This is a genomic window from Streptomyces sp. NPDC017056 (assembly GCF_044332485.1).
In the GTDB taxonomy this organism is placed as follows: Bacteria; Actinomycetota; Actinomycetes; order Streptomycetales; family Streptomycetaceae; genus Streptomyces.
In genome coordinates this window covers 281782-306303 of the sequence record NZ_JBIRPD010000011.1, presented here as the reverse complement: position 1 = coordinate 306303, position 24522 = coordinate 281782, and the positions used below count along the sequence as shown (strand labels likewise).

The 24522-nt window shown below is 71.2% G+C and carries 24 protein-coding genes; 14 read left to right on the top strand and 10 right to left on the bottom strand.

Translation table 11 applies throughout. The annotated features are described in order from the left end of the window. Positions 1–6: 6 nt before the first annotated feature. Positions 7–726: a helix-turn-helix domain-containing protein gene (locus ACH4OW_RS22310; protein ID WP_398029744.1), complete on the bottom strand. Its 720-nt coding sequence runs from the start codon at positions 724–726 to the stop codon at positions 7–9. Between the two features lie 104 nt (positions 727–830). Between ACH4OW_RS22310 and ACH4OW_RS22305 the strand changes: the two genes are divergently transcribed. From ACH4OW_RS22305 to ACH4OW_RS22295, 3 genes are all read left to right on the top strand, one after another. Next, entirely contained in the window at positions 831–1064 is a 234-nt protein-coding gene (locus tag ACH4OW_RS22305; protein ID WP_360133069.1) for a hypothetical protein, read from the top strand. Positions 1065–1269: 205 nt separating this feature from the next. Beyond that, entirely contained in the window at positions 1270–1863 is a 594-nt protein-coding gene (locus ACH4OW_RS22300) for a peptidoglycan recognition family protein (protein ID WP_360133072.1), read from the top strand. A 40-nt stretch (positions 1864–1903) separates the two neighbouring features. Continuing rightward, on the top strand, positions 1904–2833 hold the full coding sequence (locus ACH4OW_RS22295; RefSeq protein WP_398029743.1) for a 1-aminocyclopropane-1-carboxylate deaminase/D-cysteine desulfhydrase: 930 nt from the start codon (positions 1904–1906) through the stop codon (positions 2831–2833). Here ACH4OW_RS22295 and ACH4OW_RS22290 read toward each other — a convergent pair. Continuing rightward, positions 2830–4428, bottom strand: coding sequence for a Na+/H+ antiporter (locus tag ACH4OW_RS22290; RefSeq protein WP_398029742.1), 1599 nt, complete (start codon positions 4426–4428; stop codon positions 2830–2832). The genes ACH4OW_RS22295 and ACH4OW_RS22290 overlap by 4 nt on opposite strands. A gap of 99 nt (positions 4429–4527) precedes the next feature. On the opposite strand from ACH4OW_RS22290, the gene ACH4OW_RS22285 reads away from it, so the two are divergent. From ACH4OW_RS22285 to ACH4OW_RS22270, 4 genes are all read left to right on the top strand, one after another. After that, positions 4528–4788, top strand: coding sequence for a UBP-type zinc finger domain-containing protein (locus ACH4OW_RS22285; RefSeq protein ID WP_360133081.1), 261 nt, complete (start codon positions 4528–4530; stop codon positions 4786–4788). Positions 4789–4860: 72 nt separating this feature from the next. After that, positions 4861–5349 carry a GNAT family N-acetyltransferase gene (locus ACH4OW_RS22280; RefSeq protein ID WP_360133084.1) on the top strand — a complete coding sequence of 163 codons (489 nt, stop codon included), beginning with the start codon at positions 4861–4863 and terminating at the stop codon, positions 5347–5349. Positions 5350–5618: 269 nt separating this feature from the next. Further along, positions 5619–6032 carry an anti-sigma regulatory factor gene (locus tag ACH4OW_RS22275; protein ID WP_360133087.1) on the top strand — a complete coding sequence of 138 codons (414 nt, stop codon included), beginning with the start codon at positions 5619–5621 and terminating at the stop codon, positions 6030–6032. A gap of 43 nt (positions 6033–6075) precedes the next feature. Beyond that, complete coding sequence (locus tag ACH4OW_RS22270; protein ID WP_360133316.1) at positions 6076–7005, top strand: RNA polymerase sigma factor SigF; 930 nt, start codon at positions 6076–6078, stop codon at positions 7003–7005. Between the two features lie 268 nt (positions 7006–7273). On the opposite strand, the gene ACH4OW_RS22265 is transcribed toward ACH4OW_RS22270, so the two are convergent. Beyond that, the gene (locus tag ACH4OW_RS22265; RefSeq protein ID WP_398029779.1) at positions 7274–7645 is read right to left on the bottom strand and encodes a hypothetical protein; all 372 of its coding nucleotides are present in this window, start codon (positions 7643–7645) and stop codon (positions 7274–7276) included. Between the two features lie 306 nt (positions 7646–7951). Between ACH4OW_RS22265 and ACH4OW_RS22260 the strand changes: the two genes are divergently transcribed. Together ACH4OW_RS22260 and ACH4OW_RS22255 are read left to right on the top strand one after the other, a co-directional pair. After that, positions 7952–8920, top strand: a complete 969-nt coding sequence (locus ACH4OW_RS22260) for a diacylglycerol kinase family protein (RefSeq protein ID WP_360133093.1) — start codon at positions 7952–7954, stop codon at positions 8918–8920. A 322-nt stretch (positions 8921–9242) separates the two neighbouring features. Beyond that, the gene (locus ACH4OW_RS22255) at positions 9243–9500 is read left to right on the top strand and encodes a WhiB family transcriptional regulator (RefSeq protein WP_003983230.1); all 258 of its coding nucleotides are present in this window, start codon (positions 9243–9245) and stop codon (positions 9498–9500) included. A gap of 502 nt (positions 9501–10002) precedes the next feature. On the opposite strand, the gene ACH4OW_RS22250 is transcribed toward ACH4OW_RS22255, so the two are convergent. Beyond that, positions 10003–11472 (bottom strand): PAS domain-containing sensor histidine kinase, encoded by a 1470-nt coding sequence (locus ACH4OW_RS22250; RefSeq protein ID WP_360133319.1) that lies wholly within the window; start codon positions 11470–11472, stop codon positions 10003–10005. A gap of 402 nt (positions 11473–11874) precedes the next feature. After that, positions 11875–12531: a TetR/AcrR family transcriptional regulator gene (locus ACH4OW_RS22245; RefSeq protein WP_360133097.1), complete on the bottom strand. Its 657-nt coding sequence runs from the start codon at positions 12529–12531 to the stop codon at positions 11875–11877. An 80-nt stretch (positions 12532–12611) separates the two neighbouring features. Here ACH4OW_RS22245 and ACH4OW_RS22240 point away from each other — a divergent pair, with 80 nt between their 5' ends. Then, positions 12612–13367, top strand: coding sequence for an SDR family oxidoreductase (locus tag ACH4OW_RS22240; protein WP_398029741.1), 756 nt, complete (start codon positions 12612–12614; stop codon positions 13365–13367). Positions 13368–13615: 248 nt separating this feature from the next. Here the strand turns inward: ACH4OW_RS22240 and ACH4OW_RS22235 are convergent, their stop codons facing one another. Continuing rightward, on the bottom strand, positions 13616–14689 hold the full coding sequence (locus tag ACH4OW_RS22235) for an SIS domain-containing protein (RefSeq protein WP_398029740.1): 1074 nt from the start codon (positions 14687–14689) through the stop codon (positions 13616–13618). A 560-nt stretch (positions 14690–15249) separates the two neighbouring features. Here ACH4OW_RS22235 and nagB point away from each other — a divergent pair. Beyond that, positions 15250–16032, top strand: a complete 783-nt coding sequence (nagB, locus tag ACH4OW_RS22230; RefSeq protein WP_360133106.1) for a glucosamine-6-phosphate deaminase — start codon at positions 15250–15252, stop codon at positions 16030–16032. A 133-nt stretch (positions 16033–16165) separates the two neighbouring features. Here the strand turns inward: nagB and ACH4OW_RS22225 are convergent, their stop codons facing one another. From ACH4OW_RS22225 to ACH4OW_RS22210, 4 genes are all read right to left on the bottom strand, one after another. Further along, entirely contained in the window at positions 16166–17710 is a 1545-nt protein-coding gene (locus tag ACH4OW_RS22225) for a glycoside hydrolase family 3 protein (protein ID WP_398029739.1), read from the bottom strand. An 8-nt stretch (positions 17711–17718) separates the two neighbouring features. After that, the gene (locus tag ACH4OW_RS22220) at positions 17719–18549 is read right to left on the bottom strand and encodes a carbohydrate ABC transporter permease (protein ID WP_360133112.1); all 831 of its coding nucleotides are present in this window, start codon (positions 18547–18549) and stop codon (positions 17719–17721) included. Further along, positions 18546–19529: a carbohydrate ABC transporter permease gene (locus ACH4OW_RS22215; protein WP_398029738.1), complete on the bottom strand. Its 984-nt coding sequence runs from the start codon at positions 19527–19529 to the stop codon at positions 18546–18548. Before ACH4OW_RS22215 ends, ACH4OW_RS22220 begins: the two co-directional genes overlap by 4 nt. A 153-nt stretch (positions 19530–19682) precedes the next feature. Next, positions 19683–20915: an extracellular solute-binding protein gene (locus ACH4OW_RS22210; protein WP_398029778.1), complete on the bottom strand. Its 1233-nt coding sequence runs from the start codon at positions 20913–20915 to the stop codon at positions 19683–19685. Positions 20916–21262: 347 nt separating this feature from the next. Here ACH4OW_RS22210 and ACH4OW_RS22205 point away from each other — a divergent pair, with 347 nt between their 5' ends. The 3 genes from ACH4OW_RS22205 (at position 21263) to ACH4OW_RS22195 (ending at position 24448) form a co-directional block, all read left to right on the top strand. Next, positions 21263–22021, top strand: a complete 759-nt coding sequence (locus ACH4OW_RS22205; protein WP_360133325.1) for a GntR family transcriptional regulator — start codon at positions 21263–21265, stop codon at positions 22019–22021. A gap of 76 nt (positions 22022–22097) precedes the next feature. After that, complete coding sequence (locus ACH4OW_RS22200) at positions 22098–24254, top strand: carbon starvation CstA family protein (RefSeq protein WP_398029737.1); 2157 nt, start codon at positions 22098–22100, stop codon at positions 24252–24254. Then, complete coding sequence (locus ACH4OW_RS22195) at positions 24251–24448, top strand: CstA-like transporter-associated (seleno)protein (protein WP_398029736.1); 198 nt, start codon at positions 24251–24253, stop codon at positions 24446–24448. The genes ACH4OW_RS22200 and ACH4OW_RS22195 overlap by 4 nt, the downstream gene beginning before the upstream one ends. Positions 24449–24522: the final 74 nt, after the last annotated feature.

Here is a 24522-nt window from a genome sequence, read left to right as displayed (position 1 = left end):
GACACGCTAACCCGGAGCCAGGATCACCCCCAGCGGGGCCCCCGCCAGCGCCTTCACCTCGCGCGCCAGGTGCGCCTGGTCGGCGTACCCGGCGCGGGCCGCCACGTCCGCGTACGGCAGCCCGCCGCGGGCCAGCTCCAGCGCGCGTACGAGGCGCAGCACCCTGGCCAGCGTCTTGGGCCCGTACCCGAACGCCTCCAGGCAGCGGCGGTGCAGCTGCCGCTCGCCGACCCCGACCGTCCGGGCCACTTCCGCCACGGACCGGCCGCGGCCGAGCGCCGCGGCGATCACGCCGCGCGCCGGGTCGGGCGGGTCCGCCGCCTCCCGGAAGCGGCGCAGGGCGATCTCCTCCAGCACCCGTCCGGGTGATCCGTTACCGGCCACTGTCCCGGCCAGCCGCTCCACCTCGCCCCGGGGCCACAGCGCGTCCAGCGGAACCCGCTGATCGCGCAGGACGTGCGCCGGCACACCGACGACGGCGGGCCCCTGACCAGGGGCGAAGCGCAGCCCGACGACGAGTTCGCCGGGCCGTGTGGCGGGCAGGTGCGCGGTGGTGTCCGGCCCGGCCACCATCAGGCGGCCGTCCATCCACAGGAGGTCCGTACAGCCGTCGGGCAGCACCCGCAGCGGCACCGCCGGTACACCGCAGGGCGCCCGCTTCTCCCAGACCACCGCGCCGGACAGCCGCGCGGCCCGCTCCCGGTATCCGCCCGTGTCCGCGCACATGTCCCCAGACTGGCACGGGAACGCGGGTAGCGTCCCGACCGTTGATCCGGTACGACGCCGCGACCCCAGCGGTCCGTCCCTCCCCCAACCTCACGGAGGCAGCAATGGCAGGCTTTCTGGACCGCGCCAAGGAGCAGGCGCAGAGCGCGCTGAACCAGGGCAAGCAGAAGGTCGACGAGGTCCAGCAGCAGCGGGCGGGCAACGACCTGCTGAAGAAGCTGGGCGCGGCGTACTACGCGGAGCGCCGCGGCAGCGGCTCCCCGCAGGCCACCCAGGAAGCGCTCAACGCCCTGGAGGCGCACATCGCCACCCATGGTGACGGCTTCCTGCGCGGCTGACGGCGGGCAGGGCGGCGGCCACCCGGCCGAAAGCTGCGGGTGGCACGGACTCCCCCCGGCTGAAAGCGGTGGATAGCGGCCGAAACCGCTCGCTCAGCCGGTCGCACACGCGCCAAACGGCTGGTCTGGGACCTGACGTTCCAGTACAAGCGTTTTATGAGGCGGTGCGCGGTCGGCGGCCGCCGCGCACCGAACGGAGTCGGCCATGGCCCCACCCATGTCCGCGAACAGCTTCCTCAAGGCCCTCAGAGACGAGGGGCTGGAGATCGTCGAGGTCGGCGAGTGGCGCACGCACAACCGCGCAGGCCACGGCGGCTGGGGCCCGGTGCACGGCGTGGTGATCCACCACACCGTCACGTCCGGGACCGAGAGCACCGTACGCCTGTGTTACGACGGCACCTCGGCCCTGCCGGGACCGCTGTGCCACGGCGTCATCACCAAGGACGGCCGGGTCCACCTCGTCGGCTGCGGCCGCGCCAACCACGCGGGCAGCGGCGACCGCGACGTCCTGAACGCCGTGATCGCCGAGAAGAAGCAGCTGCCCCCCACCAACCAGTACAACGCCGACGGCAACGTCCATTTCTACGGATTCGAGTGCGAGAACCTGGGCAACGGCACGGACCCCTGGCCCGAAGCCCAGCTGGAAGCCATCGAGAAGGCCGCGGCGGCGCTGTGCCGCTTCCATGGCTGGAACGAGTACTCGGTCATCGGCCACCTGGAATGGCGGGCGGACAAGATAGACCCCAAGGGCTTCACCATGGAGGACATGCGCGCCCGTATCGGCGCCCGGCTCAAGTAGCCCGCGCCGAGTAACCCGTCCCGAGCGCGACAATGGTCGCGTGACCGCTCCCGCCCCCGACCTCGCCGCACTGCGGCCGCGCCTGCCGTCCCCCCTCCAGCACACCGAGGACGAACGGTTCGCGCGCCGCGGTGTACGGCTGCTCCTCAAACGGGACGACCTGATACATCCCGAGCTTCCCGGCAACAAGTGGCGCAAGCTGGAGCACAACCTGCGGGCCGCCGCCGAGGCCGGCGAGCACACGCTCCTGACGTTCGGCGGCGCCTACTCCAACCACCTGCGCGCCACCGCCGCGGCAGGCCGCCTCCTCGGGTTCGCGACGGTGGGCGTCATACGCGGCGCGGAGCTGGCCGACCAGCCGCTCAACCCGTCCCTGGCGCGCTGCGTCGCCGACGGCATGCGCCTGCACTTCGTCGACCGGGCCACCTACCGCCGCAAGGCCGAGCCGGAGATCGGCGCGGCCCTCCGGGAGCGCTTCGGCCCGCACTACGCCATCCCGGAAGGGGGCAGCAACGCCCTCGCCGTCCAGGGGTGCACGGCCCTGGGCCGGGAGCTGCGCGACGTCACCGACGTGGCCGCCGTCGCCTGCGGGACCGGCGGCACCCTGGCCGGCCTGGCCGCGGGCCTGGCACCCGGGCAGCGGGCACTCGGCATCCCCGTCCTCAGGGGCGGCACCCCGCACTTCCTCGCCGCCGAGACCGAACGGCTCCAGCTCGCGGCCTTCGGCGCCCGGCGCGGCGCCTGGGACCTGGACGACCGCTTCCACTGCGGCGGCTACGCCCGCAGCACCCCCGAACTGGAGGCTTTCGCCGCCGACTTCGAGGCCCGCCACGGCCTCCCTCTGGAGCGCCTCTACGTGGCCAAGCTCCTGCTGGGCCTGACCACCCTGGCGGAAGAGGGCGCCTTCGCCCCCGGCACCACGGTCACGGCAGTGATCACGGGCGCGCCCTCCCCGCCTGAAACGCCCTAGTCCGCCCCTTCCCGGTACGCCGCCGCCTCCTCCAGGTCCAGCCGCTTCAGCAGCACCCGCAGCATCTCGTCGTCGATCCGCCGCGCGTCCCGCAGCCCGACGAACACCTTCCGCTCCGCGTCGATCATCTCCCGCGCCAGCCGCCGGTACGTGTCGTCCGCCGACTCCCCCGTCACCTCGTGGACCGTCCCCAGCCGCTCCCACACCGCGTTGCGGCGCCGCTCCATGACCGTGCGCAACCGGTCCGCCAGCGGCCCCGGCAGCGCGTTGCGCTCGTCCTCCAGCAGCTCGTCCAGGCGCCGTTCCGCGGCCCGTGACGCCTCGTTCTGCGCCTGCGCCTCGGCGAGCGTCTCGGCCCGTACGTCCCGCGCCGGCAGCCGCAGTGCGCGGATCAGGGGCGGCAGCGTCAGCCCCTGGACGACGAGCGTGCCGATGACCGTCGTGAACGTCAGGAAGAGCACCAGGTTGCGCGCCGGGAACGCGTCGCCGTCCCGCACCGCCACCGGGACCGAGAAGGCGATCGCCAGCGACACCACGCCGCGCATCCCGGCCCAGCCGACGATGACCGGCGCCTTCCAGTTCGTACCGGGCTCCCGCTCCCGTACACGGGCCGACAGCCGCGGCAGGAACGTCGCGGGGAACACCCACACGAAACGCACGATCACCGCCACCACGAAGACCACCACCGCGTACCAGACGGCCTGCTCGCCGCTGAACTCCCCCAGCCCGCGCAGCACCACCGGCAACTGCAGGCCGATCAGCGCGAAGACCGTGGACTCCAGCACGAAGGAGACCATCTTCCACACGGCCTCCTCCTGGAGCCGCGTCTCGAAGTCCACCTGCCAGGACCGGTGCCCGAGGTAGAGCCCGACCACGACGACGGCCAGCACGCCGGATGCCCCGAACTGCTCGGCGACCTGGTAGGCCACGAACGGGATGAGCAGCGACAGGGTGTTCTCCAGCAGCGGCGCGTCCCGCAGCCGGCAGCGCAGCCAGTGCAGCGGGATCATCAGCACCACGCCGACGCCGATCCCGCCCAGCGCCGCGACGGCGAACTCCCGGATGCCGTGGGTCCAGGTCGCGCCCACACCGGCGGCCGCGGCCAGCGCGACCTTGTAGGCGGTGATCGCGGTGGCGTCGTTGACCAGCGACTCACCCTGGAGGATGGTCGTGATGCGGTTCGGCAGGCCCAGCTTGCGCGCGATGGCGGTGGCGGCCACCGCGTCCGGCGGCGCGATCACCGCGCCCAGGACGAGCGCCGCCGCCAGCGGCAGGTCCGGGATCACCAGGTACGCGGCGTACCCGACGACGACCGTCGCGAACAGCACGTACCCGACCGACAGCAGCGCCACAGGCCGCAGGTTGGCCCGCAGGTCCAGGTACGAGCTCTCCAGCGCCGCGGTGTGCAGCAGCGGGGGCAGCAGCAGCGGCAGCACGATGTGCGGGTCGAGCGTGTAATCGGGTACGCCGGGGATGTACGCGGCCGCCAGTCCGGCGGCGACGAGCAGCAGTGGCCCCGGCACGGGCGTGCGCCGGGCGGCCCCGGCGACCGCCGCGCTCCCCGCGACCAGCAGCAGAAGTGGCATCACGTCCATCGGTCTTGTCCCGTCCCGTCCCGCCGTGGCCGCACCGCGCCGCCCCGGTCTCCGCGGTCACGTCTGCCGCGACCGCCCATGCGCTCTAACCTGGCAATCATGAGCGAGTGCACGCACGTTCCCGAACTGCCGCGCCCCGAGCCGGCCCCGCTGAGCGAGACCTGCCCGGAGTGCCTGGCGGCCGGCAGCCACCCCGTCCAGCTGCGGCTGTGCCTGGTGTGCGGGCACGTCGGCTGCTGCGACTCCTCGCCGTACCGGCACGCGACGGGCCATTTCGAGGCGACCGGCCACCCCGTCATGCGCTCCTTCGAACCCGGCGAGACCTGGCGCTGGTGCTTCGCGGACCAGACCCTGGTCTGACACCACCGCGCCCGGAGCCGGGTTTTCCGGTCCCCGGCGCCGGTTGTCAGTGCCGCCCGCTAGCCTTCAGGCATGATCCGTACCGCGACGGTCGACGACGTACCCGTCCTCCACACGATGATCCGTGAGCTGGCCACGTACGAGCGGGTCCCGGAGGCCGCCAAGGCGACCGAGGCGCAGCTTCGCGAGGCCCTCTTCGGTGCGCACCCGGCCGCGTTCGCGCTCATAGCCGAGGGTGCCGAAGGCCCCGTCGGCTTCGCTCTGTGGTTCCGCAACTTCTCCACGTGGACGGGCACGCACGGTGTCTATCTGGAGGATCTCTACGTCCGCCCCGAGGCGCGCGGCGGCGGCCACGGCAAGGCGCTCCTGGCGGCCCTCGCGGAGATCTGCGTCGAGCGCGGCTACGAGCGTTTCGAGTGGTCAGTCCTGGATTGGAACGAACCGTCCATCGGTTTTTACCGGTCGATCGGCGCGGAACCCATGGACGAATGGACCGTCTTCCGGCTCACTGGAGATGCGCTGCACAACCTCGCGGGCGCTCGGAGCGTCAACGCAGCGTAATCAGTTTCGATTTGGCGGTGCAGACCCCTAGCCACTGTCCGTACCCGTAGGCTTACAATGAGTGACAGTCGTACGACTACGGGGCGTTGCGAGTCCGACCGTCGTGCCGGGAGGCGGCCCTGCCCCTCCCGGGCGACACCGCCCCGCAGATCGCGATAGCGTCGCAGGCGAACCATGTGCCGCGCCGGATCGTTCTCCTCTTGTCACGAGAGGGGCCGCGACCGGCGCGAATATCAGCTCAACCAGCTTGTGTCACCTTGGAGGTGAGGGTGTCCCAGATCGCAGGCGAGCCCGGGACCCAGGACTTCGTGGAAGTCCGGCTGCCCGCTGCGGGTGCCTACCTGTCGGTGCTGCGTACGGCCACGGCCGGCCTCGCAGCCCGCTTGGACTTCACCCTCGACGAGATCGAGGACTTGCGCATCGCCGTGGACGAGGCGTGCGCGATCCTTCTGCAACAGGCCGTGCCGGGCAGCGTACTGAGCTGCGTCTTCCACCTGGTGGACGACGCGCTGCAGGTGACCGTCTCGGCCCCGACGACCGACGGGCGCGCCCCCGAGCGCGACACCTTCGCCTGGACGGTGCTCTCCGCGCTGGCCGGCAAGGTCGACTCCACCGTCGCGGACGACCGTACAGTCACGATCAGCCTGTACAAGGAGCGCGGCACCGGTCCCGGACCGTCATGACCGAACAGGGGGCCCCGTGAAGGATCTTGAACGCGGCACGCGGATGGCGCCCGGCGTGGCCATCCCCGAGCAGCATGCCCGGCCGCAACCGGTGGGCGCGGATGACCACGGCGGCCGGTTGGACGCGGCGGAGCAGGCAGAGCGGGCGGACCACATGGACCAGAGCGAGCACAGGCACGAAGAGCGCGATCCGCACACCCCGCACCACCCTCATGACCCCCATGACCGGAGCGGCGCGCGGGCGATGTTCTACGAGCTGCGCAAGCTCCCCGACGGTTCGGCGGAGCGCGCCGAGCTGCGCAACACGCTCGTGCGCATGCACCTGCCGCTCGTCGAGCACCTGGCCCGGCGCTTCCGCAACCGCGGCGAGCCGCTGGACGACCTGACCCAGGTCGCCACCATCGGTCTGATCAAGTCCGTGGACCGCTTCGACCCGGACCGCGGCGTGGAGTTCTCCACGTACGCCACGCCCACCGTCGTCGGCGAGATCAAGCGGCACTTCCGCGACAAGGGCTGGGCGGTCCGGGTGCCCCGCCGCCTCCAGGAGCTGCGGCTGTCGCTGACCACGGCGACCGCCGAGCTCTCCCAACGCCACGGCCGCGCCCCCACGGTCCACGAGCTGGCCGAGCATCTGTCGATCTCCGAGGAAGAGGTCCTGGAGGGCCTCGAATCGGCGAACGCCTACAGCACGCTCTCCCTCGACGTCCCGGACACCGACGACGAGTCGCCGGCCGTCGCCGACACCCTGGGCGCCGAGGACGAGGCGCTGGAGGGCGTGGAGTACCGCGAGTCCCTCAAGCCGCTGCTGGAGGACCTGCCGCCGCGCGAGAAGAAGATCCTGCTGCTGCGCTTCTTCGGCAACATGACCCAGTCGCAGATCGCCCAGGAGGTCGGCATCTCCCAGATGCACGTCTCCCGCCTGCTGGCCCGCACCCTGGCCCAGCTCCGCGAGAAGCTGCTGGTGGAGGAGTAGCCCCACCGCACCTGGATGCGGGCGGCCCACCGACGGCGCCGGACGACCGGCGGCGTACACGGCCGCCCGGACCCGGCTCGTCCCCGCGCCGGCCGACAGCGACCCTCCGGAACCGGAACTTCTACCGCCCGGCGCCTACCGCACCCGGCCGCACCGCCCGGGACACCCACGCTCCGGACCCGGGGCCCGACGACCCGGGCGGGCGGGCCACCACCCCGCAACGCGTACGACGCGTACCTCTTTCGGGCGTACCTCTTCCGGTGCGTCCTCAGTCCCGCGGCGTGATGCCCAGCGCTTCGGTGGCCGTCGGGTTCACCAGCAGGGCGAGCACCACGAGCGCGACCACCGCCAGTCCGATGCCGCCCGCGATCAGTGCGCCACCGCCGTTGACCAGCGTCCAGGCCACCGGCAGCGCGACGATCTGCGTGATCAGCGAGGGCCCGCGGCTCCAGCGGCGCCGCAGCCACAGCCCGCGCGCCGCGATCAGCGGCAGCACCGCCAGCGCGAGCACCGTCAGACCGCCGGTCTCCGCCTGCCGGGGGCTGTCCGGCGAGCCGGTCAGGCCCACGACCAGCATGGAGATGCCGAGCGCTGCCAGTGCGACCCCTTCGACGGCGGTGAGCACCGCGGCGACACCCAGCCGTACCGGACGCGGCCCTTCCGGTACGGGAGCGGCCGCCTCGGCGGTCCGCCCCGGCTTGGCGCCCTTGGCGGACGGGCCGCCCTTCGCGGGTTCGCGGCGGGCACCGGCCTTCGCGCCACCGGCCCGTACGCGCTGTCCGCCCGTTTTGTCCGTCTGCGTCGCCTCGGCCGGCCGGGACTGCTTGGCCGCCTCGGCCGCGGGCCGCTTCTGCTTACTGCTCACCCCAGCAGGGTAGCCCCGGGCCCCCCTCCGCACGGTGGGCAGGGAGTGGGTCGGGTACCGGCAGGTAGGTACCCTCTCCACATGCGCGCACTTCTCGTGGTCAATCCCGCAGCTACCACCACCAGTGCGCGCACACGTGAAGTCCTCACCCACGCGCTGGCCAGCGATCTGAAGCTGGAGGTCGCCGAGACCCGGTACCGCGGACACGCCCGCGACCTGGCCCGGCAGGCGGCCGAAGGCGGCCAGGTCGAGCTGGTCGTCGCGCTCGGCGGCGACGGCACGGTGAACGAGGTCGTCAACGGCCTGTTGACGCACGGCCCCGACCCGGACGCGCTCCCGCGGCTCGCCGTCGTGCCCGGCGGCTCCACCAACGTCTTCGCCCGCGCCCTCGGCCTGCCGAACGACGTGGTCGAGGCGACGGGTGCCCTTCTGGACGCGCTGCGTGACGGCAGCGAGCGCACGGTCGGCCTGGGCCTGGCCGCCGGCACCCCGGGCACCGAGGACGAGGGCGTACCGGCCCGCTGGTTCACGTTCTGCGCGGGCTTCGGGTTCGACGCCGGCGTGGTCGGGCGGGTCGAGCAGCAGCGGGAGCGCGGCAAGCGGTCGACGCACGCGCTGTATATGCGGCAGGTGCTGCGCCAGTACGTCGGCGAGTCGAACCGCCGGCACGGCACGATCACGCTGGAGCGCCCGGGCGAGGACCCCGTGGAGCACCTGGTGATGTCGATAATCTGCAACACCGCCCCCTGGACCTACCTGGGCAACCGGCCGGTCTACCCGGCGCCGGCGGCGTCCTTCGACGCGGCGCTGGACGTGTTCGCCCTGTCCAAGTTGTCCGCGTCTGCGGTGACCCGCTACGCGACCCAACTGCTGGCGTCAACACCGGAGCGCGGCCCCCGGGGCAAGCACGTGGTCTCACTCCATGACTTGACGGACTTCACCTTGCATTCGCAGGCCCCACTGCCCTTTCAGATGGACGGTGACCACCTGGGGCTCCGTACGAGCGTGACGTTCACAGGCGTTCGCCGTGCACTGCGTGTGATTGTGTGAGCAGTAGGGCCTAAAGTCCTTTCACTCGAACGTTTAGGCTGACTTCCACCCCCTAGAAGTACGGCTGTGACCTAGGCGACACCAAGGAATCAAAAAAAAGTTTCCGGAAGGGGTTGTATCCGCCGCCGAGGTTTGCGAGTCTCTTCATGGCGATCGGGACGGCCGTTTCTACCGGCCCCCTTGAGAGCCCGAATCCTCCTCCTCATTCTTCAGGACCGCACCAGTTCTCCAACTGGGGTTCGGCCCTTCCCTTGTGGAGGGATTCGTGAAAGCGTTCACATTCACAAGCAACGATCCCGTCACACGAGGAGATGGAGCAGCCATGGACTGGCGTCACCGCGCCGTTTGCCGCGAGGAAGACCCCGAGCTCTTCTTCCCCATCGGCAACACCGGTCCTGCGCTGCTGCAGATCGAGGAAGCCAAGGCCGTCTGCCGCCGCTGCCCCGTCATGGAGCAGTGCCTGCAGTGGGCGCTGGAGTCCGGCCAGGACTCCGGCGTCTGGGGTGGTCTCAGCGAAGACGAGCGCCGCGCCATGAAGCGCCGCGCAGCTCGCAACCGGGCGCGCAACGCCAGCGCCTGACCGCCAGACGCCCCCGTGGCCCCCGAGCCGCAGCGCGCAGTACCCCCAACGCTCCCCCGGCGCCCTTGAGCGCTCGGGAGAAGCCACCACGCAACGTGAGCTTTGAGCCCCGGACCAGATGGGTCCGGGGCTTACTGCTGTCCGGGGCGGGTTCCGCGTACGGGGCCGGGCGCGGGTTCCGGGTACGGGCCCCGGGTGCGGGTATCGGCCGTCGCTCCGGTCAGGTCCGGACCTTTGCGCCCACGCACCCGGCCGTCAACGGCGATTCACCGTTGTCCATTTGCCACCGCCGCCGTCACTCTTCCGTGACATCGATCTGCCGTACGGGAAACCCGGCGGCCCGCACCCCGCGCGCTCCTCCGCGATACGGACACCGGGTAGGGAGCCGGCGTATTCACGAATAACCCGCGAGAACCGCTCACTTGATGAAAGGCCGCATCATCGGTGCTTCACCGGCACTTCATCGGCGCTTCCCGTCAGTGGTTCCCGTCACTGGTTCCCGTCAGTGCTTATCCGCTCGTACGGGAATATCGAGGATCACCTGAGTGCCCCGCTCGGCCCCGGGCAGCATGTCGAACTTTCCGCCCAACTCGCCTTCCACCAGCGTGCGCACGATCTGCAGGCCGAGGTTCCCGGCCCGGTGCGGGTCGAACCCTTCCGGCAGGCCGCGGCCGTTGTCCTGGACGGTGACCAGCAGGCGGGGCTCCGTACGGCTGCCACCGCGCACCGCGCCGACCTCGACGGTGCCCTGATCCCCTGGAACGAAGGCGTGTTCGAGGGCGTTCTGCAGGATCTCCGTGAGGACCATGGAGAGCGGCGTGGCGACCTCGGCGTCGAGTATGCCGAAGCGACCGGTACGGCGCGTGGTCACCGCGCCCGGGGCGATCTCCGCGACCATCGCCAGCACCCGGTCGGCGATCTCGTCGAACTCGACGCGCTCGTCGAGGTTCTGCGACAGCGTCTCGTGGACGATCGCGATCGAACCGACCCTGCGTACGGCCTCGTTGAGCGCCTCGCGCCCCTGTTCGGAGTCCATCCGGCGGGACTGGAGGCGCAGCAGGGCGGCCACGGTCTGCAAGTTGTTCTTCACCCGGTGATGGATCTCCCGGATGGTGGCGTCCTTGGTGATCAGCTCCCGTTCCCGGCGCCGGAGTTCGGTGACGTCGCGCAGCAGGACCAGCGAACCGATGTGCGTGCCCTTGGGCTTGAGCGGGATGGCGCGCAGCTGGATCACCCCGTCCTCGCCCTCGACCTCGAACTCCCGCGGCGCCCAGCCGCTGGCCAGCTTGACCAGCGCCTCGTCGACCGGGCCGCGCGCGGGCGCCAGTTCGGCGGTGGCCTGGCCGAGGTGGTGGCCCACAAGGTCGGCGGCGAGGCCCAGGCGGTGGTAGGCCGAGAGGGCGTTCGGGCTGGCGTACTGGACGACGCCGTCCGCGTCGAGCCGGATCAGCCCGTCGCCGGCGCGCGGCGAGGCGTCCATGTCGACCTGCTGGCCGGGGAAGGGAAAGGATCCTGCGGCGATCATCTGGGCGAGGTCGGAGGCGCTCTGGAGGTACGTGAGCTCCAGCCGGCTCGGCGTCCGTACCGTCAGCAGGTTCGTGTTGCGGGCGATCACGCCCAGCACCCGGCCCTCCCGGCGCACCGGGATCGACTCGACGCGTACCGGCACCTCCTCGCGCCACTCGGGGTCGCCCTCGCGTACGATCCGTCCCTCGTCCAGGGCGGAGTCGAGCATGGGGCGGCGGCCGCGCGGGACCAGGTGGCCGACCATGTCGTCCTGGTAGGAGGTCGGTCCGGTGTTGGGCCGCATCTGGGCGACGGACACGTAGCGCGTGCCGTCCAGGGTGGGGACCCACAGGACGAGGTCGGCGAAGGAGAGGTCGGAGAGCAGCTGCCACTCCGAGACCAGCAGGTGCAGCCACTCCAGGTCGGAGTCGCTGAGGGCGGTGTGCTGGCGTACGAGATCGTTCATGGAGGGCACGCATGGGAGCCTACCGGCGTACGGTGGGGTTGTTGCCTGTGCAAGGGCATGGACAGATCAGAATGGTCTAGTCCACAATGAGTTGGTACCGCACTCCGATGGGGTGGCCCCCGGCCGCCCGGCGGCGGCGGAACCAGACTTCAGAACTGCAGATACCTCCGCTCTCCCCGCACAGGAGAGCGGATAGAGGCCCAGGCGCTCTCTGCCCTGACTGCGCGGCGGCCTCAGGTCGACCGGCCTTTGGGCGGGCGTGCGTTCCTGCCGCACGTGGGGCGCGTCCCGCCGCCGGGCCGGCCGATGAAGCTCCGGGCTGCGGTGCCGGACAGGTTGAGGGTCCTGTCCCGGCGCCGCGGCCCGCGGGTGTTTCCGGGGCGACCGCGTCATACGGGCACCTCAGCCACCGTCGCGGGCTCCGGCCGCTTCCCCCTTCGCCTCCCCGCCTTCGCCGCGGCCGGGCGGCCAGGCGGCCATCGCCAGCTCGGCCACCCGCTCCAGCGTCGTACGGTCCGCGCCGTCCCGCGCCTGCTGGGACATGCCCTGGAGCACGGTCGCGCTGTAGCTCGCGAGCGCGTGCGCGTCGGTGCCGGCGGGCAGCTCACCGGCCGCGATGTCGCCGCGGATCCGCTCCTCGATCATCTCCACGTTCCGGCCGCGGCGCTCCTGAAGGCTGCGCATGACGTCCTCGGACTGCACCGTGCAGTTGGTGGCGGCCGTGATGACCATGCAGCCGCGCGGATAGCCCGGCAGGGTGTGGAAGGCCGCCGCCTCACGCAGCAGCCGGGCCACGGCCCGGCGCGCGGTCGGCTCCTCGTCCAGGGCGCGGCCGGAGAAGGCGCCGAAGTCCCGGACGTACGCCTCGACCGTCTCCTCGAAGAGCGTGCGCTTGTCACCGAACGCCGCGTACAGGCTCGGCGCCTTGATCCCCATGGCCTCGGTGAGGTCGGCGATGGAGACGGCTTCGTAGCCGTGTTCCCAGAAGGCCCGCATCGCCTGCTCCAGGGCCGTCTCCCGGTCGAAGGACCGGGGTCGTCCACGCTGTTTCGTCGCCATTCCTCAATTCTATAGCGCTCGCTACGGAAAGCCTGCTACCTTCTTTCTATAGCAACCGATACAGAAAGGGGGGCGCGGTCATGGGCGTGCTCACGGGCAGGACGGCGCTGGTCACGGGCGGCAGCAGGGGCATCGGCCGGGCGATCGCGGAGCGGCTGGGGCGGGACGGTGCGCGGGTCGCGGTGCACTACGGCCGTGACGAGGCCGCCGCGAAGAAGACGGTGGCGGCGATCGAGGAGGCGGGCGGCCAGGCGTTCGCCATACAGGCCGAGCTGGGGGTGCCGGGGGACGCCGAGACCCTGTGGTCCGCGTTCGACGCGCAGGCCGAGGGCTTGGACATCCTGGTGAACAACGCCGGCGTCAACACTCCGATCGCACCGCTGTCGGAGATGACCGAGGAAGGGTTCGACCGCATCTTCGCCATCAACACGAAGGCGCCTTTCTTCCTCACCCAGCTGGGCCTGGAGCGCCTGCGCGACGGCGGCCGCGTCATCAACATCTCGACGGGCCTCACGCGCGGCCACGCCAAGCCCGAGCTGATCGCCTACTCCATGTCCAAGGGCGCGATCGACGTCTTCACCTCGACGCTCGCCAAGGACCTGGGCCCCCGCGGCATCACGGTCAACGCGGTCGCCCCCGGCGTGACCGACACGGACATGAACGCGGGCTGGCTGCGCTCCGGCGACGAGGCGTGGCAGGCGTCGGCGGACATATCCGCCCTGGGCCGTGTCGGCGAGTCGCGCGACATCGGCGACATCGTCGCCTTCCTCGCCTCCGACGACAGCCGCTGGATCACCGGCCAGTGGATCGACGCGACGGGAGGCGCCCTGCTCTGAGCTCCGGCGTCCGCACCCGCCAACCGGTCCGCCGCCCAGAACGCTGCTGAGTCTGCCGCCCGGAACACCACCCGGTCCGCCGCCCGGTCCGCCGCCCGGTCCGCCGCCCGGCCAGCCATTCGGCCGGCGGCCGGTCTGCGGCCCGGTCTGCGGCTCGGTGGTCTGCCGTCCGGTCTGCGGCTCCGCCTGCCGCTCGGTCTGCCGTCCGGCCAGCCACTCGGGCTGCCTCCCGGCCTGACCGACTTACCTCAGTGGGTTTCCGTGACCTTGGCCAGGGATCGGGGGGCGTCCGGGTCCTGGCCGCGGGCGAGCGTGACCTCGTAGGCCAGCCTCTGCAGCGGCAGGATCTCCAGGACGGGCTGGAGCTCCTCGGGTACGCCGTGGGTCGGCAGCGCGAAGCCGGCCACGGCGCGGTCGACCTCGGCGCGGCTGCCGACGACCACCAGGTCGGCGCCGCGGTCGCGCAGCCGCTCCAGTACGGGCCGCAGCGCCTCGCCGCCCTTGCCCTCGGTGACGATCGCGATGACCGGGGAGATGTTGTCGACCATGGCGAGGGGGCCGTGCAGGAGGTCGGCGCCGGAGTAGGAGAGGGCGGGGATGTAGCTGGTCTCCATCAGCTTGAGGGCGGCTTCCTTGGCCGTCGGATAGCCGTAACCACGGGAGGTGAGCACCATGCGCTCCGCGAACCGGTAGCGGGCGGCGAGGGCCTTGACCTCGTCGTGGCGGGCGAGGACGGATGCGGCGAGGTCGGGCAGCCTCTGCACGGCCGGTTCCGCCGCGGGGCCGGCGCCGGCTCCGCGTGTGGCGGCCGGGCCGGGGTGGTCCCGGCTGTCGCGCAGGCCCTCGACGAGGAGGTAGAGGGCGAGGAGTTCGGCCGTGTAGGTCTTCGTGGCGGGCAGGGCGCGCTCCGGGCCGGCCAGTACGTCGATGTGGAACTCGCCGGCCTCGGCGAGCGCCGAAGCGGCGTTGTTGGTCACCGCGAGGGTGATCGCACCGGCCTCGCGGGCGGCCCTGGTGGACGCGACGAGGTCGGGCGACCCGCCGGACTGGCTGACCGCGACGACCAGGCAGTCCCGGAGATCGGGCCGCGCGCCGTAGGCGGTGGTCGTGGACATGGAGGTGAGACCGCAGGGTTTGCCGAGCCGCACTTCGAACAGGTACTTGGCGTAGAGGGCCGCGTTGTCCGACGTGCCGCGTGCGGTGAGCAGGACGAACCGTGGCCCGCGGGCGGCGATCCGCCCGGCGACCGTACGGATCCCCGCCGCGCCCTCGGCGAGGATGCGGCGCAGCACGTCCGGCTGCTCGGCCATCTCGGCGGCCATGAAGCGCCCCGGGCGCCCGCCGGGGCCACCGGGCGCGCCGGAACCGCCGGGGCCACCGGGCGCGCCGGAACCGCCGGGCGCGCCACTCGGGGGGCGGCCTTTCGCGCGCTCCTCGATGCGACTCTCCGTGCGACTCTCCGTGCGGCCCTCCGTGCGGCCCTCCGTGCGGTTGTCCGGGCCGTTCTCCGTGCGGTTCTCCCTGCCGTTCTCCCTGCCGGGCATTGCGACCGCCTTCCGACGACTGTGCGTGCCTGCGCGCCCGAGGACCCGAGTGCGCCCGCGCGGCCGGGGGACCCGAGTGTGCCCGCGCGCCCGCGGCCCGCCCGGGGACCCGAGCGTGCCTGCACGGCTGTGCCCCAGCCGGCTGCCGGGGGCCGGGGGCCGGGCCCGATATTCCGGTCGTGGGTCGGGTACCCGCGTAGGGCGGACGTGCGGGGGCGGGGCTCGCGTTCCCTGTCTGTTAACGCCGGAGTTGCCGGATGTCACCGGGTCCGGAGGGGCGGGCTCTGGTAGATTGGTCTATACCACATGGTCCTTTTCTCCAGATCGGCAGGCAAAGCGTGGAAGTTGTCATCGTCCCGGACGCCAAGGCAGGCGGCGAGCTGATCGCGGAGGCCATGGCCGCCCTGGTGCGCCGCAAGCCCGAGGCGCTGTTGGGTGTGGCCACTGGATCGACTCCGCTGCCCGTCTACGAAGCGCTGGCGGGCAAGGTCCGCGGCGGTGAGGTGGATGTCTCGCGTGCCCGTGTCTGCCAGCTCGACGAGTACGTCGGGCTGCCCGCCGGGCACCCGGAGTCGTACCGTTCCGTGGTGCTGCGCGAGGTCGTCGAGCCGCTGGGGCTGGGCGAGAAGGCGTTCATGGGGCCCGACGGCACCGCCGAGGACGTGCAGGCGGCCTGTGAGGCGTACGACCGGGCGCTGAGCGAGGCCGGCGGGGTGGACCTCCAGCTGCTGGGCATCGGCACCGACGGGCACATCGGCTTCAACGAGCCGTGTTCCTCGCTCGCCTCCCGTACCCGGATCAAGACGCTGACGCAGCAGACCCGGGAGGACAACGCCCGGTTCTTCGACAGCCTGGACGAGGTGCCCCACCACGTCATCACCCAGGGCATCGGCACCATCCTGGAGGCCCGCCACCTGGTGCTGCTCGCCACCGGCGAGGGCAAGGCGGACGCCGTCGCGCAGTCCGTCGAGGGCCCGGTCTCGGCCCTGGTGCCGGCCTCCGCGCTCCAGCTGCACCCGCACGCGACGGTCGTCGTGGACGAGGCCGCCGCGTCCAAGCTCAAGCTGGCCGACTACTTCCGCGCCACCTACGCCGCCAAGCCGGAGTGGCAGGGGCTGTAGGCAAGCGGACCGCTGTTCGCACACGACTCGGCCGGGGCGCCCCCGTGAAGGCGCCCCGGCCGAGTCGCGTCATCTCTGCGGACGTGTATCCCCCGCCGGGCCGGCGGCTCCCCTTCCGCGGCCCGGCAGGGGGTCACCCACCCGCGATGACCTCCGCGGCGGCGCGGCCGCAGACGCGGGCCGCGCCGTGGGTGGCGATGTGCAGGGCCCCGCGCGGTGCGGCCTGCGGGACCCCCATCTCGACGACCACCGTGTCCGGGCGCGCGGCGAGCAGCGCGTCCAGGGCGCCGCTCATCCAGGCGTGCCGGTGCGCGTCGCGGACGACGGCGACGATCCGCCGCTGCCCGGCGGCCCGCAGCACCTCGGCGGTCTGCGCGGCCGCGTCCGGCTCGGTGGTGCCGGCGTTCCCGTACGTACCGGTCTCGGTGCCGGGGACGAGGCGGGCCAGTTCGGCGGCGACGCCCCAGGGGGTCTCGTCGCCGACGGCGATGTTGGCGACGGGGGTGAAGGCCGCGACGTAGGCGGGCGTGGTGAGGGGCTCGTACGGGCCGTTGCGGGTGACGCGCAGCGCGCGGCGGGCCGCGATGAGGCCGGCCTCGGGTGCGGGCGCGACCCCTCGCTCCCCGGAGAGGGCCCCCGGTGTCGCGCCCGCGCTCCGGGTCCACCGTGCCAGGGCGCGGACCCTGGCCGCGGCGTCGGCGAGCCGCTGCTCCGCCAGCTCTCCGTCGCGTACCGCCCTGACCAGGGCGTCCCGCAGCCGCAGCACGGTGTCTTCGTCGGCCAGTCCCCCGCCGACGCAGATGGCGTCGGCGCCGGCGGCGATGGCCAGGACGCTGCCCCGCTCGATGCCGTACACCGCCGAGATGGCCCGCATCTCCATGCCGTCGGTGACGATCAGCCCGTCGAAGCCGAGGCCGCCTTCGGAGGCGGGGGCGCGCAGCAGGCCGGTGAGCACGTTGTGGCTCAGGGTGGCGGGCAGCGTGCCGTCCAGGGCCGGGAGCAGGATGTGCGCGCTCATCACGGCTTTGGTGCCGGCGGCGATGGCGGCGCGGAAGGGCACCAGCTCGCGTTCCTGGAGGGTGCGCAGTTCGGCGGCGATGCGCGGCAGGTCGTGGTGGGAGTCGACGGCGGTGTCGCCGTGGCCGGGGAAGTGCTTGGCGCAGGCGGCGACGCCGGCGGACTGGAGCCCTTCGACGTACGCGGCGGTGTGCCGGGCGACCAGGAGGGGGTCGGCGCCGAAGGACCGGACGCCGATGACCGGGTTGGAGGGGTTGGAGTTGACGTCGGCGGACGGCGCCCAGTTGAGGTTGACGCCGCACTCGGCCAGGCGGCGGCCGAGTTCGCGGGCCACGTCGTGGGTGAGCCGGGTGTCGTCGACCGCGCCGAGGGCGAGGTTGCCGGGGAAGGAGGAGCCGCCGCGTACTTCGAGGCGGGTGACGTCGCCGCCCTCCTCGTCGATGGCGACCAGGACGTCCTCGCGCTCGGCCCGCAGCTGGGCGGTGAGCGCGGCGAGCTGGTCGGGCGAGGCGATGTTGCGGCCGAACAGTCCGACGGAGGCGAGGCCCTCGCCGAGCCGGCGCAGCAGCCAGTCGGGCGCGTCGGTGCCGGTGAAGCCGGGCTGGAGGACGGTGAGCGCGTCGCGGGTGAGGGTGTCGGCCGAGCTGAGGAGTGTCGTCATGGCGCGCGTCATCCCTTCACTGCGCCGGCGGTCAGTCCGCCGACCGCCTTGCGTTGCAGGAACAGGAACAGGACCAGGATCGGCAGGGCGAAGATCGAGGCGGCGGCCATCGTGGCGCCCCAGTCGTCGCCGAACTGGCTCTGGAATTGCGAGAGCCACAGCGGCAGGGTGCCCTTGTCTGGCTCCTTGTTGAGAACCAGCACCATCGGGAATTCGTTCCACGCGGTGATGAAGCCGAACAGCGAGGTGGCCATCAGGCCGGGTGCCAGCAGCGGGAAGATGATCTTCACGAACGCCTGCCGGCGGGTGCAGCCGTCGACCATCGCGGACTCCTCCAGCTCCTTGGGCACGGCGGCGACGTAGCCGCGCAGCGTCAGGAGGGTGAAGGGCAGCACCATGAGCATGTAGAAGAAGGTCAAGGGCACCAGGCTGTTGAGCATGTCGGCGTCGCGCACGATCATGTAGACCGAGATGACCAGGACCTCCCAGGGCGCCATCTGGGCGACCATGAAGGTCAGGATGATGCTCTTGCGGCCCTTGAAGCGCATCCGGGCGATGGCGAAGGACCCGCACAGGGCGATCAGCAGCGACAGGCCGACCGCCAGCACGGTGACGGTGACGGAGTTGCCGACGAGGGTCCAGAAGTTCGGGGCGTTCACAGCGGTCGAGAAGTGCTCGAAGGTGCCGTGGAGCGGGAACCACACCGGGTCCTCGGTGATGATGTCGCTGTTCGGCTTGAAGGCCGTGGTGAACATCCAGTACACGGGGAAGACGAAGCCGAGGGCGAGCACGATCGCCGCGGCGTTGGGCCAGATGCGGCCGAGCAGTGAGCGGTTCACAGCTCGTCCTCCTCTTGCTTCAGGGTCAGTCGCAGGTAGTACGCGGTCATGGCGAGCAGGACGACGATCGTCAGCAGCGAGATCGCCGCGCCCATGCCGAAGTGGAGGTTGCCGACGCCTTCGGTGAAGGCGTAGATCGGCAGGGTCTCGGTGAGCCGGTCCGGGCCGCCCTCGTTGATCGCGAAGATCTGCGGGAACGCCTTGAAGACCCAGATGACCTCCAGGAACGTGGTCGCCAGGAAGAACGGCTTGAGGAAGGGGAAGGTGACGCTGGTGAAGACCTTCCAGTTTCCGGCGCCGTCCATCCGGGCCGCCTCGTACAGCTCCTTGGGGATGGTCGTGGTCGCGGCGTAGAGGTTCAGCGCCACGAACGGCAGCGACTGCCAGACGATCAGCACGGTGATCACGAAGAAGGTGGACAGCTGGCTGCCGACCCAGTCGTACTGGGCCATCGAGTGCCAGCCCAGCTTGTCCAGCACCCAGTTGACGACGCCGTAGCGGGCGTCGAACAGCCACTGGAAGACGGTGGTGGCGGCGATGACGGGCATCGCCCAGGTCAGGACGAGCGCGACGGACAGCGTCAGGCGCATCTTCTTGCCGAGGCGGGCCAGCAGGAGGCCGATCAGGACGCCCAGCACCATGATCAGGGTGACGTTGACGGCCGTGAAGACGACGGTGCGGAGGGTGACCCGCCAGAACTGCTCGCCGCCCAGGATCTCCGCGTAGTTGTCGAAGCCGCGCCACTCGGTGAGGTGCTGGATGAGCTGCTTCATGTTCAGGTTCTGGAACGAGATGATCAGGTTCCGCACCATGGGCCAGCCCAGGAAGACCGCGGTGGCGGCCAGGGCCGGGATCAGCAGCAGGTAGGGGGCGCTCCGGCCGGCCCGGCCGGTCCCGCGGCCGCGCCGTGGCGGCGGGGCGCCGCCCTTGCCGATCCGCGGCGCGGAGTCCTGCACCGCGTCCTCGATCTGCACTGACATGTCCCGCTTCTCCCCATCACCCGGTCGTGCTCAAGCTGGTGGTTCCGTACGGGGGCCGGGACGGCCGGCTCCCGTACGGAACCCGTACGGTGGCGGTCCCCGCGGCTGGGCCGTGTCGCCGCCGCGGGGACCGCGTCTCTCGGTGCGGCGCGCTTACTGCTTCTGCGCCAGCCGCTTGTTGATCTCGCCCTCGACGTCCTTGGCGGCGTCCGCGGGGGCCTTGCCGTTCAGAACCGCGGTCATGTAGTTCTTGATCGGGTTCGGGGTGTTCTCGACCTGGGCCCACTCGGGGATCAGCGGCGTGGTGCCGCTGGACTTGGCGGCGCCGGGCGCGGCGGCCGCGGCGGCCGGGTTGCTCTTGGCGGCTTCCTCCAGGTCGGGGGACTTCGGGCTCCAGCCGACCTCCTTGACCATCTGCCCGTCGTTCTTCTTGGACAGCGCGACCTTCAGGAACTCCTTGGCCAGTTCCTGGTTCTGGCCGCCGCCGGCGACGGCGAAGTTGGAGCCGCCGAGGAAGACGCCCTCGGGCTTGTCGGCGGTCTCGCCCGGGATGGGGAAGAAGCCGATGTCGTCCTTGATGGCCGGGTTGGCCTTCACGGCGGTGTTGGCCTCGTAGCCCATCGCGATGAGCGCGCCGGTCTTGCCCTTGGAGAAGATCTCCGCCTGCTGCGGGGTGGCCTCGTCCTTGTTCTTCGGGGCGGAGCTGAATGCCTGGTACTGCTTGTAGATGTCCATGGCCTTGGAGACCTTGGGGTCACCGAGGTTGGAGACCCACTTGCTGCCTTCCTTCTTCACCAGGTCGGCGCCGGTGCCGATGGTCAGGCCGTCGAAGAAGTACCAGTTCTGGCCGGGCAGGTAGAGCGGCTCGGCCTCGGTCTTCTGCTTGATGGTGTCGAAGGCCTTGAACAGTTCCGAGCGGGTCTTGGGCAGTTCCTTGATGCCCGCCTGCGCCCAGATCTTCTTGTTGTACATCACCACGCGGTTGCCCGCGTACCAGGGGAGGGCGTACTGCTTGCCGTCGGCCATGGCCGCCTTGTTGAAGGAGTCGTTCCAGTCGGCGCCGATCTCCTTCTTCAGGTCGCCCAGGTCCGCGAGCGCGCCGGCCTTGGCGTACGCGGCGGTCTGGGTGTTGCCGATCTCGACGACGTCGGGCGGGCTGTCCTCGGACAGGGCGGTGGTCAGCTTCTGCTGGATGCCGTTCCACTGCTGGACGCGGAATTCGACCGTGGCGCCGGTCTTCTTGGTGAAGTCCTCGGAGACCTGCTTGGTCCACTGCGTCGGGTTGGAGCCGTCCATCACCCAGACGATCAGCTTCTTGCCCTTGAAGCTGCCGGCCCCCGCCGACTTGCTGTCGCTGGACCCACAGGCAGCGACACTCACCAACATTCCCGCGACTGCCGTCGCCGCTATGAGTCCACGCTTCATTGCGCTCTCCCCTAAAGGCCGTGAGTGGTCTTTAATGGTTTAGACCAGTGCCCGCAGCTTGGCCTAGACCTTTTGGGGTGTCAAGGGTGTATAAGAGTCGCTGTCAGGTCCGTTACCGGACCGACATCTGGGGCCTGTGACCGCGCCGGTGGCGCCCGTCCGCAGGGCAGCCGCTACGTTGGCGACAGGCCCCACGGACGGGCACGGACCAGCAAGGGAGCATCGGGACCCCACCCGTGCCACGATGTGAGCCGCTACGTACGGAGGAGCCGGTGACGGCAGCGCGACAGGAGTCGGAGAGGCGGGTCATGGAGACCGACGGGGGCAGTGCGGACAACGGCGGCGGCGCGCGCACCGCCCGTGTGCCCAAGTACTACCGCCTCAAGCGCCACTTGCTGGAGATCACCGAGACGCTGCCGCCCGGCACGCCGGTACCGCCGGAGCGGACCCTCGCCGCCGAGTTCGACACGTCCCGTACGACGGTACGCCAGGCCCTCCAGGAACTGGTCGTCGAGGGCCGGCTGGAGCGCATCCAGGGCAAGGGCACCTTCGTCGCCAAACCCAAGGTCTCGCAGGCGCTGCAACTGACCTCGTACACCGAGGACATGCGGGCTCAGGGCCTGGAGCCCGCCTCGCAGCTGCTGGACATCGGCTACGTCACCGCCGACGACCGGCTCGCCGGGCTGCTGGACATCACGGCCGGCGGCCGGGTGCTGCGCATCGAACGGCTCCGGCTGGCCAGCGGCGAGCCGATGGCCATCGAGACCACCCACCTGTCGGCCAAGCGCTTCCCGGCCCTGCGCCGCAACCTCGTCAAGTACACCTCGCTCTACACGGCGCTGTCCGAGGTCTACGGCGTCCGGCCCGCGGAGGCCGAGGAGACCATCGAGACCTCGCTGGCCACGCCGCGCGAGGCCGGGCTGCTCGGTACCGACGTGGGCCTGCCGATGCTGCTGCTCTCCCGGCACTCGCTCGACACCGAGGGCGCCCCGGTGGAGTGGGTGCGCTCGGTCTACCGCGGCGACCGCTACAAGTTCGTCGCCAGGCTCCGGCGGCCCGCGGACTGACGCCCGGGGGTATGGCGCGACCCGCCCTCCTGCCTCTACGGTCCTTCCGTCGTCGCGTCGACGGGAGGACGTACAGGTGAGCCCAGCAGGCCGGCCACGAACCGCCGCCAATCCCCGGAAGATCGCGCTGTGGACGGCCGTGACGCTGGCCGGTGCCGCCGGCTGGACGCTGCTCGCGCTGTCCCGCGGCGAGGAGGTCTCCGCCGCCTGGATGGTCGCCGCGGCCCTCGGCTCGTACGCCATCGCCTACCGCTTCTACGCGCGGTTCATCGCCACCCGCGTCTTGAAGTTCGACAAGACCCGGGCCACCCCGGCCGAACGGCTGAACGACGGCGTCGACTTCCACCCCACCGACCGGCGGGTGCTGCTCGGCCACCACTTCGCGGCCATCGCGGGCGCGGGACCGCTGGTCGGGCCGGTGCTCGCCGCCCAGATGGGCTATCTGCCCGGCACGATCTGGATCATCGTCGGGGTGGTCTTCGCGGGCGCCGTCCAGGACATGGTCGTCCTGTTCTTCTCCACCCGGCGCGACGGCAGGTCGCTGGGGCAGATGGCGCGCGAGGAGATCGGCGTGGCCGGCGGGGCCGCCGCGCTGCTCGCCGCCTTCGCCATCATGATCATCCTGCTGGGCGTGCTGGCGCTGATCATCGTCAATGCGCTCGCCCAGTCCCCCTGGGGCACCTTCTCCATCGGCATGACCATCCCGATCGCCCTGCTGATGGGCTTCTACCTGCGGGTCCTGCGCCCCGGCCGGGTCACCGAGGTCTCTCTGATCGGTGTCGCGCTGCTGCTGCTCGCGCTGGTCGCGGGCCGCTGGGTCGCCGACTCGTCCTGGGCGGACACGTTCACGCTGGAGCCGAAGACGCTGGTCGTCTGGCTGGTGGCGTACGGGTTCATCGCGTCCGTACTGCCGGTGTGGACGCTGCTGGCGCCCCGCGACTACCTCTCCACCTTCATGAAGATCGGCACGATCGGGCTGCTGGCGGTCGGCGTGCTGGTCACGCTGCCGAACCTGAAGATGGACGCGGTCACCCCCTTCGCCGGGCGCGGCGACGGGCCGGTCTTCGCGGGCTCGCTCTTCCCGTTCGTCTTCATCACCATCGCCTGCGGGGCGCTCTCCGGTTTCCACGCCCTGATCTCCTCCGGCACCACGCCCAAGATGGTGCAGAAGGAGACACAGATCCGCATGATCGGCTACGGCTCGATGCTCATGGAGTCGTTCGTCGCGGTGATGGCGCTGGTCGCGGCGTCGATCATCGACCCGGGCCTGTACTTCACGATGAACGCGCCGGCCGGGGTGATCGGCGACACCGTCCAGTCCGCTTCCCAGGCCGTCGCGCACTTCGGATACAGCATCTCCCCCGACCAGTTGGCGGCCGCGGCCAAGGCCGTCGAGGAGCACACGCTGCTGTCCCGTACGGGCGGGGCGCCCACCCTCGCCGTCGGTGTCGCGGACATCTTCTCGCAGGTGTTCGGCGGCGCCGGGATGAAGGCGTTCTGGTACCACTTCGCCATCATGTTCGAGGCGCTGTTCATCCTCACCGCGCTGGACGCGGGCACCCGGGTGGGCCGCTTCATGCTCCAGGACATGCTGGGCAACGTCTACAAGCCGTTCCGCACGGTCAGTTGGAAGCCCGGACTGGTGCTGTGCAGCGCGGCCGTGGTCGCGCTGTGGGGGTACTTCCTGTGGGTCGGCGTGCACGAGCCGCTCGGCGGCATCAACCAGCTCTTCCCGGTCTTCGGCATCGCCAACCAGCTGCTCGCGGCGGTGGCCCTGACCGTCTGCACCACCCTCCTGATCAAGTCGGGGCGCCTGAAATGGGCCTGGATCACGGGCATTCCGCTCGTCTGGGACGCCGTCGTCACGCTCACCGCGAGCTGGCAGAAGGTCTTCTCCGGCGACCCCAAGGTCGGCTTCTTCACGCAGCGTTCGGCCTACCAGGACGCCATCGACGCCGGGAAGGTGCTGCCACCCGCCAAGAACATGAGCGACATGCACACGGTTGTCACCAACTCGACGGTGGACGGCGTGCTGTCCGCTGTGCTCGCGCTGCTGATCGTGGTGGTGATCGCGGACGCGGCCCGGGTGTGCGTACGCCACCTGCGCGACCCGGCCGCCACCCGGCTCAGCGAGGCCCCGTACACGAGGTCGGCGATCGTCGCGCCGGCCGGCCTGGTGGCGTCCGAGGAGGAGAAGGCGGAACTCGCCGCGGCCGGGCGGAGCGCGCCGTGACCACGGTAGGGCGCACCCTGCGCTGGATCCGCTGGTACGTACGGGAATTGACCGGCGAGAGCGCTTACGAGCACTACGTCGCGCATGTCCGGCGGGAGGCGCCGGACGCGCCGGTTCCCAGCCGCCGGGAATTCGAGCGGCGGCGCGCCGAAGCGCGCGAGGGCGACCCCCGTTCCGGGTTCCGCTGCTGCTGAGCCGGCCGGTTCGTTGCCGTACCGATATGCGGACAGGTAGTGACGCGTACAACTTCCCTGGCTTAGATTTCCTG

Excerpts from the sequence above, each read along its gene's own strand:
- ACH4OW_RS22270 (WP_360133316.1), top strand. The coding sequence starts at position 6,076 with ATGGCGCCCGGCGTGGCCATCCCCGAGCAGCATGCCCGGCCGCAACCG.
- ACH4OW_RS22250 (WP_360133319.1), bottom strand. The coding sequence starts at position 11,472 with ATGAACGATCTCGTACGCCAGCACACCGCCCTCAGCGACTCCGACCTG.
- ACH4OW_RS22305 (WP_360133069.1), top strand. The coding sequence starts at position 831 with ATGGCAGGCTTTCTGGACCGCGCCAAGGAGCAGGCGCAGAGCGCGCTG.
- ACH4OW_RS22215 (WP_398029738.1), bottom strand. The coding sequence starts at position 19,529 with ATGTCAGTGCAGATCGAGGACGCGGTGCAGGACTCCGCGCCGCGGATC.
- ACH4OW_RS22210 (WP_398029778.1), bottom strand. The coding sequence starts at position 20,915 with ATGTTGGTGAGTGTCGCTGCCTGTGGGTCCAGCGACAGCAAGTCGGCG.
- ACH4OW_RS22235 (WP_398029740.1), bottom strand. The coding sequence starts at position 14,689 with ATGGCCGCCGAGATGGCCGAGCAGCCGGACGTGCTGCGCCGCATCCTC.
- ACH4OW_RS22310 (WP_398029744.1), bottom strand. The coding sequence starts at position 726 with ATGTGCGCGGACACGGGCGGATACCGGGAGCGGGCCGCGCGGCTGTCC.
- ACH4OW_RS22240 (WP_398029741.1), top strand. The coding sequence starts at position 12,612 with ATGGGCGTGCTCACGGGCAGGACGGCGCTGGTCACGGGCGGCAGCAGG.
- ACH4OW_RS22290 (WP_398029742.1), bottom strand. The coding sequence starts at position 4,428 with ATGGACGTGATGCCACTTCTGCTGCTGGTCGCGGGGAGCGCGGCGGTC.
- ACH4OW_RS22225 (WP_398029739.1), bottom strand. The coding sequence starts at position 17,710 with ATGACGACACTCCTCAGCTCGGCCGACACCCTCACCCGCGACGCGCTC.
- ACH4OW_RS22205 (WP_360133325.1), top strand. The coding sequence starts at position 21,263 with ATGGAGACCGACGGGGGCAGTGCGGACAACGGCGGCGGCGCGCGCACC.
- ACH4OW_RS22300 (WP_360133072.1), top strand. The coding sequence starts at position 1,270 with ATGGCCCCACCCATGTCCGCGAACAGCTTCCTCAAGGCCCTCAGAGAC.
- ACH4OW_RS22245 (WP_360133097.1), bottom strand. The coding sequence starts at position 12,531 with ATGGCGACGAAACAGCGTGGACGACCCCGGTCCTTCGACCGGGAGACG.
- ACH4OW_RS22255 (WP_003983230.1), top strand. The coding sequence starts at position 9,243 with ATGGACTGGCGTCACCGCGCCGTTTGCCGCGAGGAAGACCCCGAGCTC.
- ACH4OW_RS22280 (WP_360133084.1), top strand. The coding sequence starts at position 4,861 with ATGATCCGTACCGCGACGGTCGACGACGTACCCGTCCTCCACACGATG.
- ACH4OW_RS22285 (WP_360133081.1), top strand. The coding sequence starts at position 4,528 with ATGAGCGAGTGCACGCACGTTCCCGAACTGCCGCGCCCCGAGCCGGCC.
- ACH4OW_RS22260 (WP_360133093.1), top strand. The coding sequence starts at position 7,952 with ATGCGCGCACTTCTCGTGGTCAATCCCGCAGCTACCACCACCAGTGCG.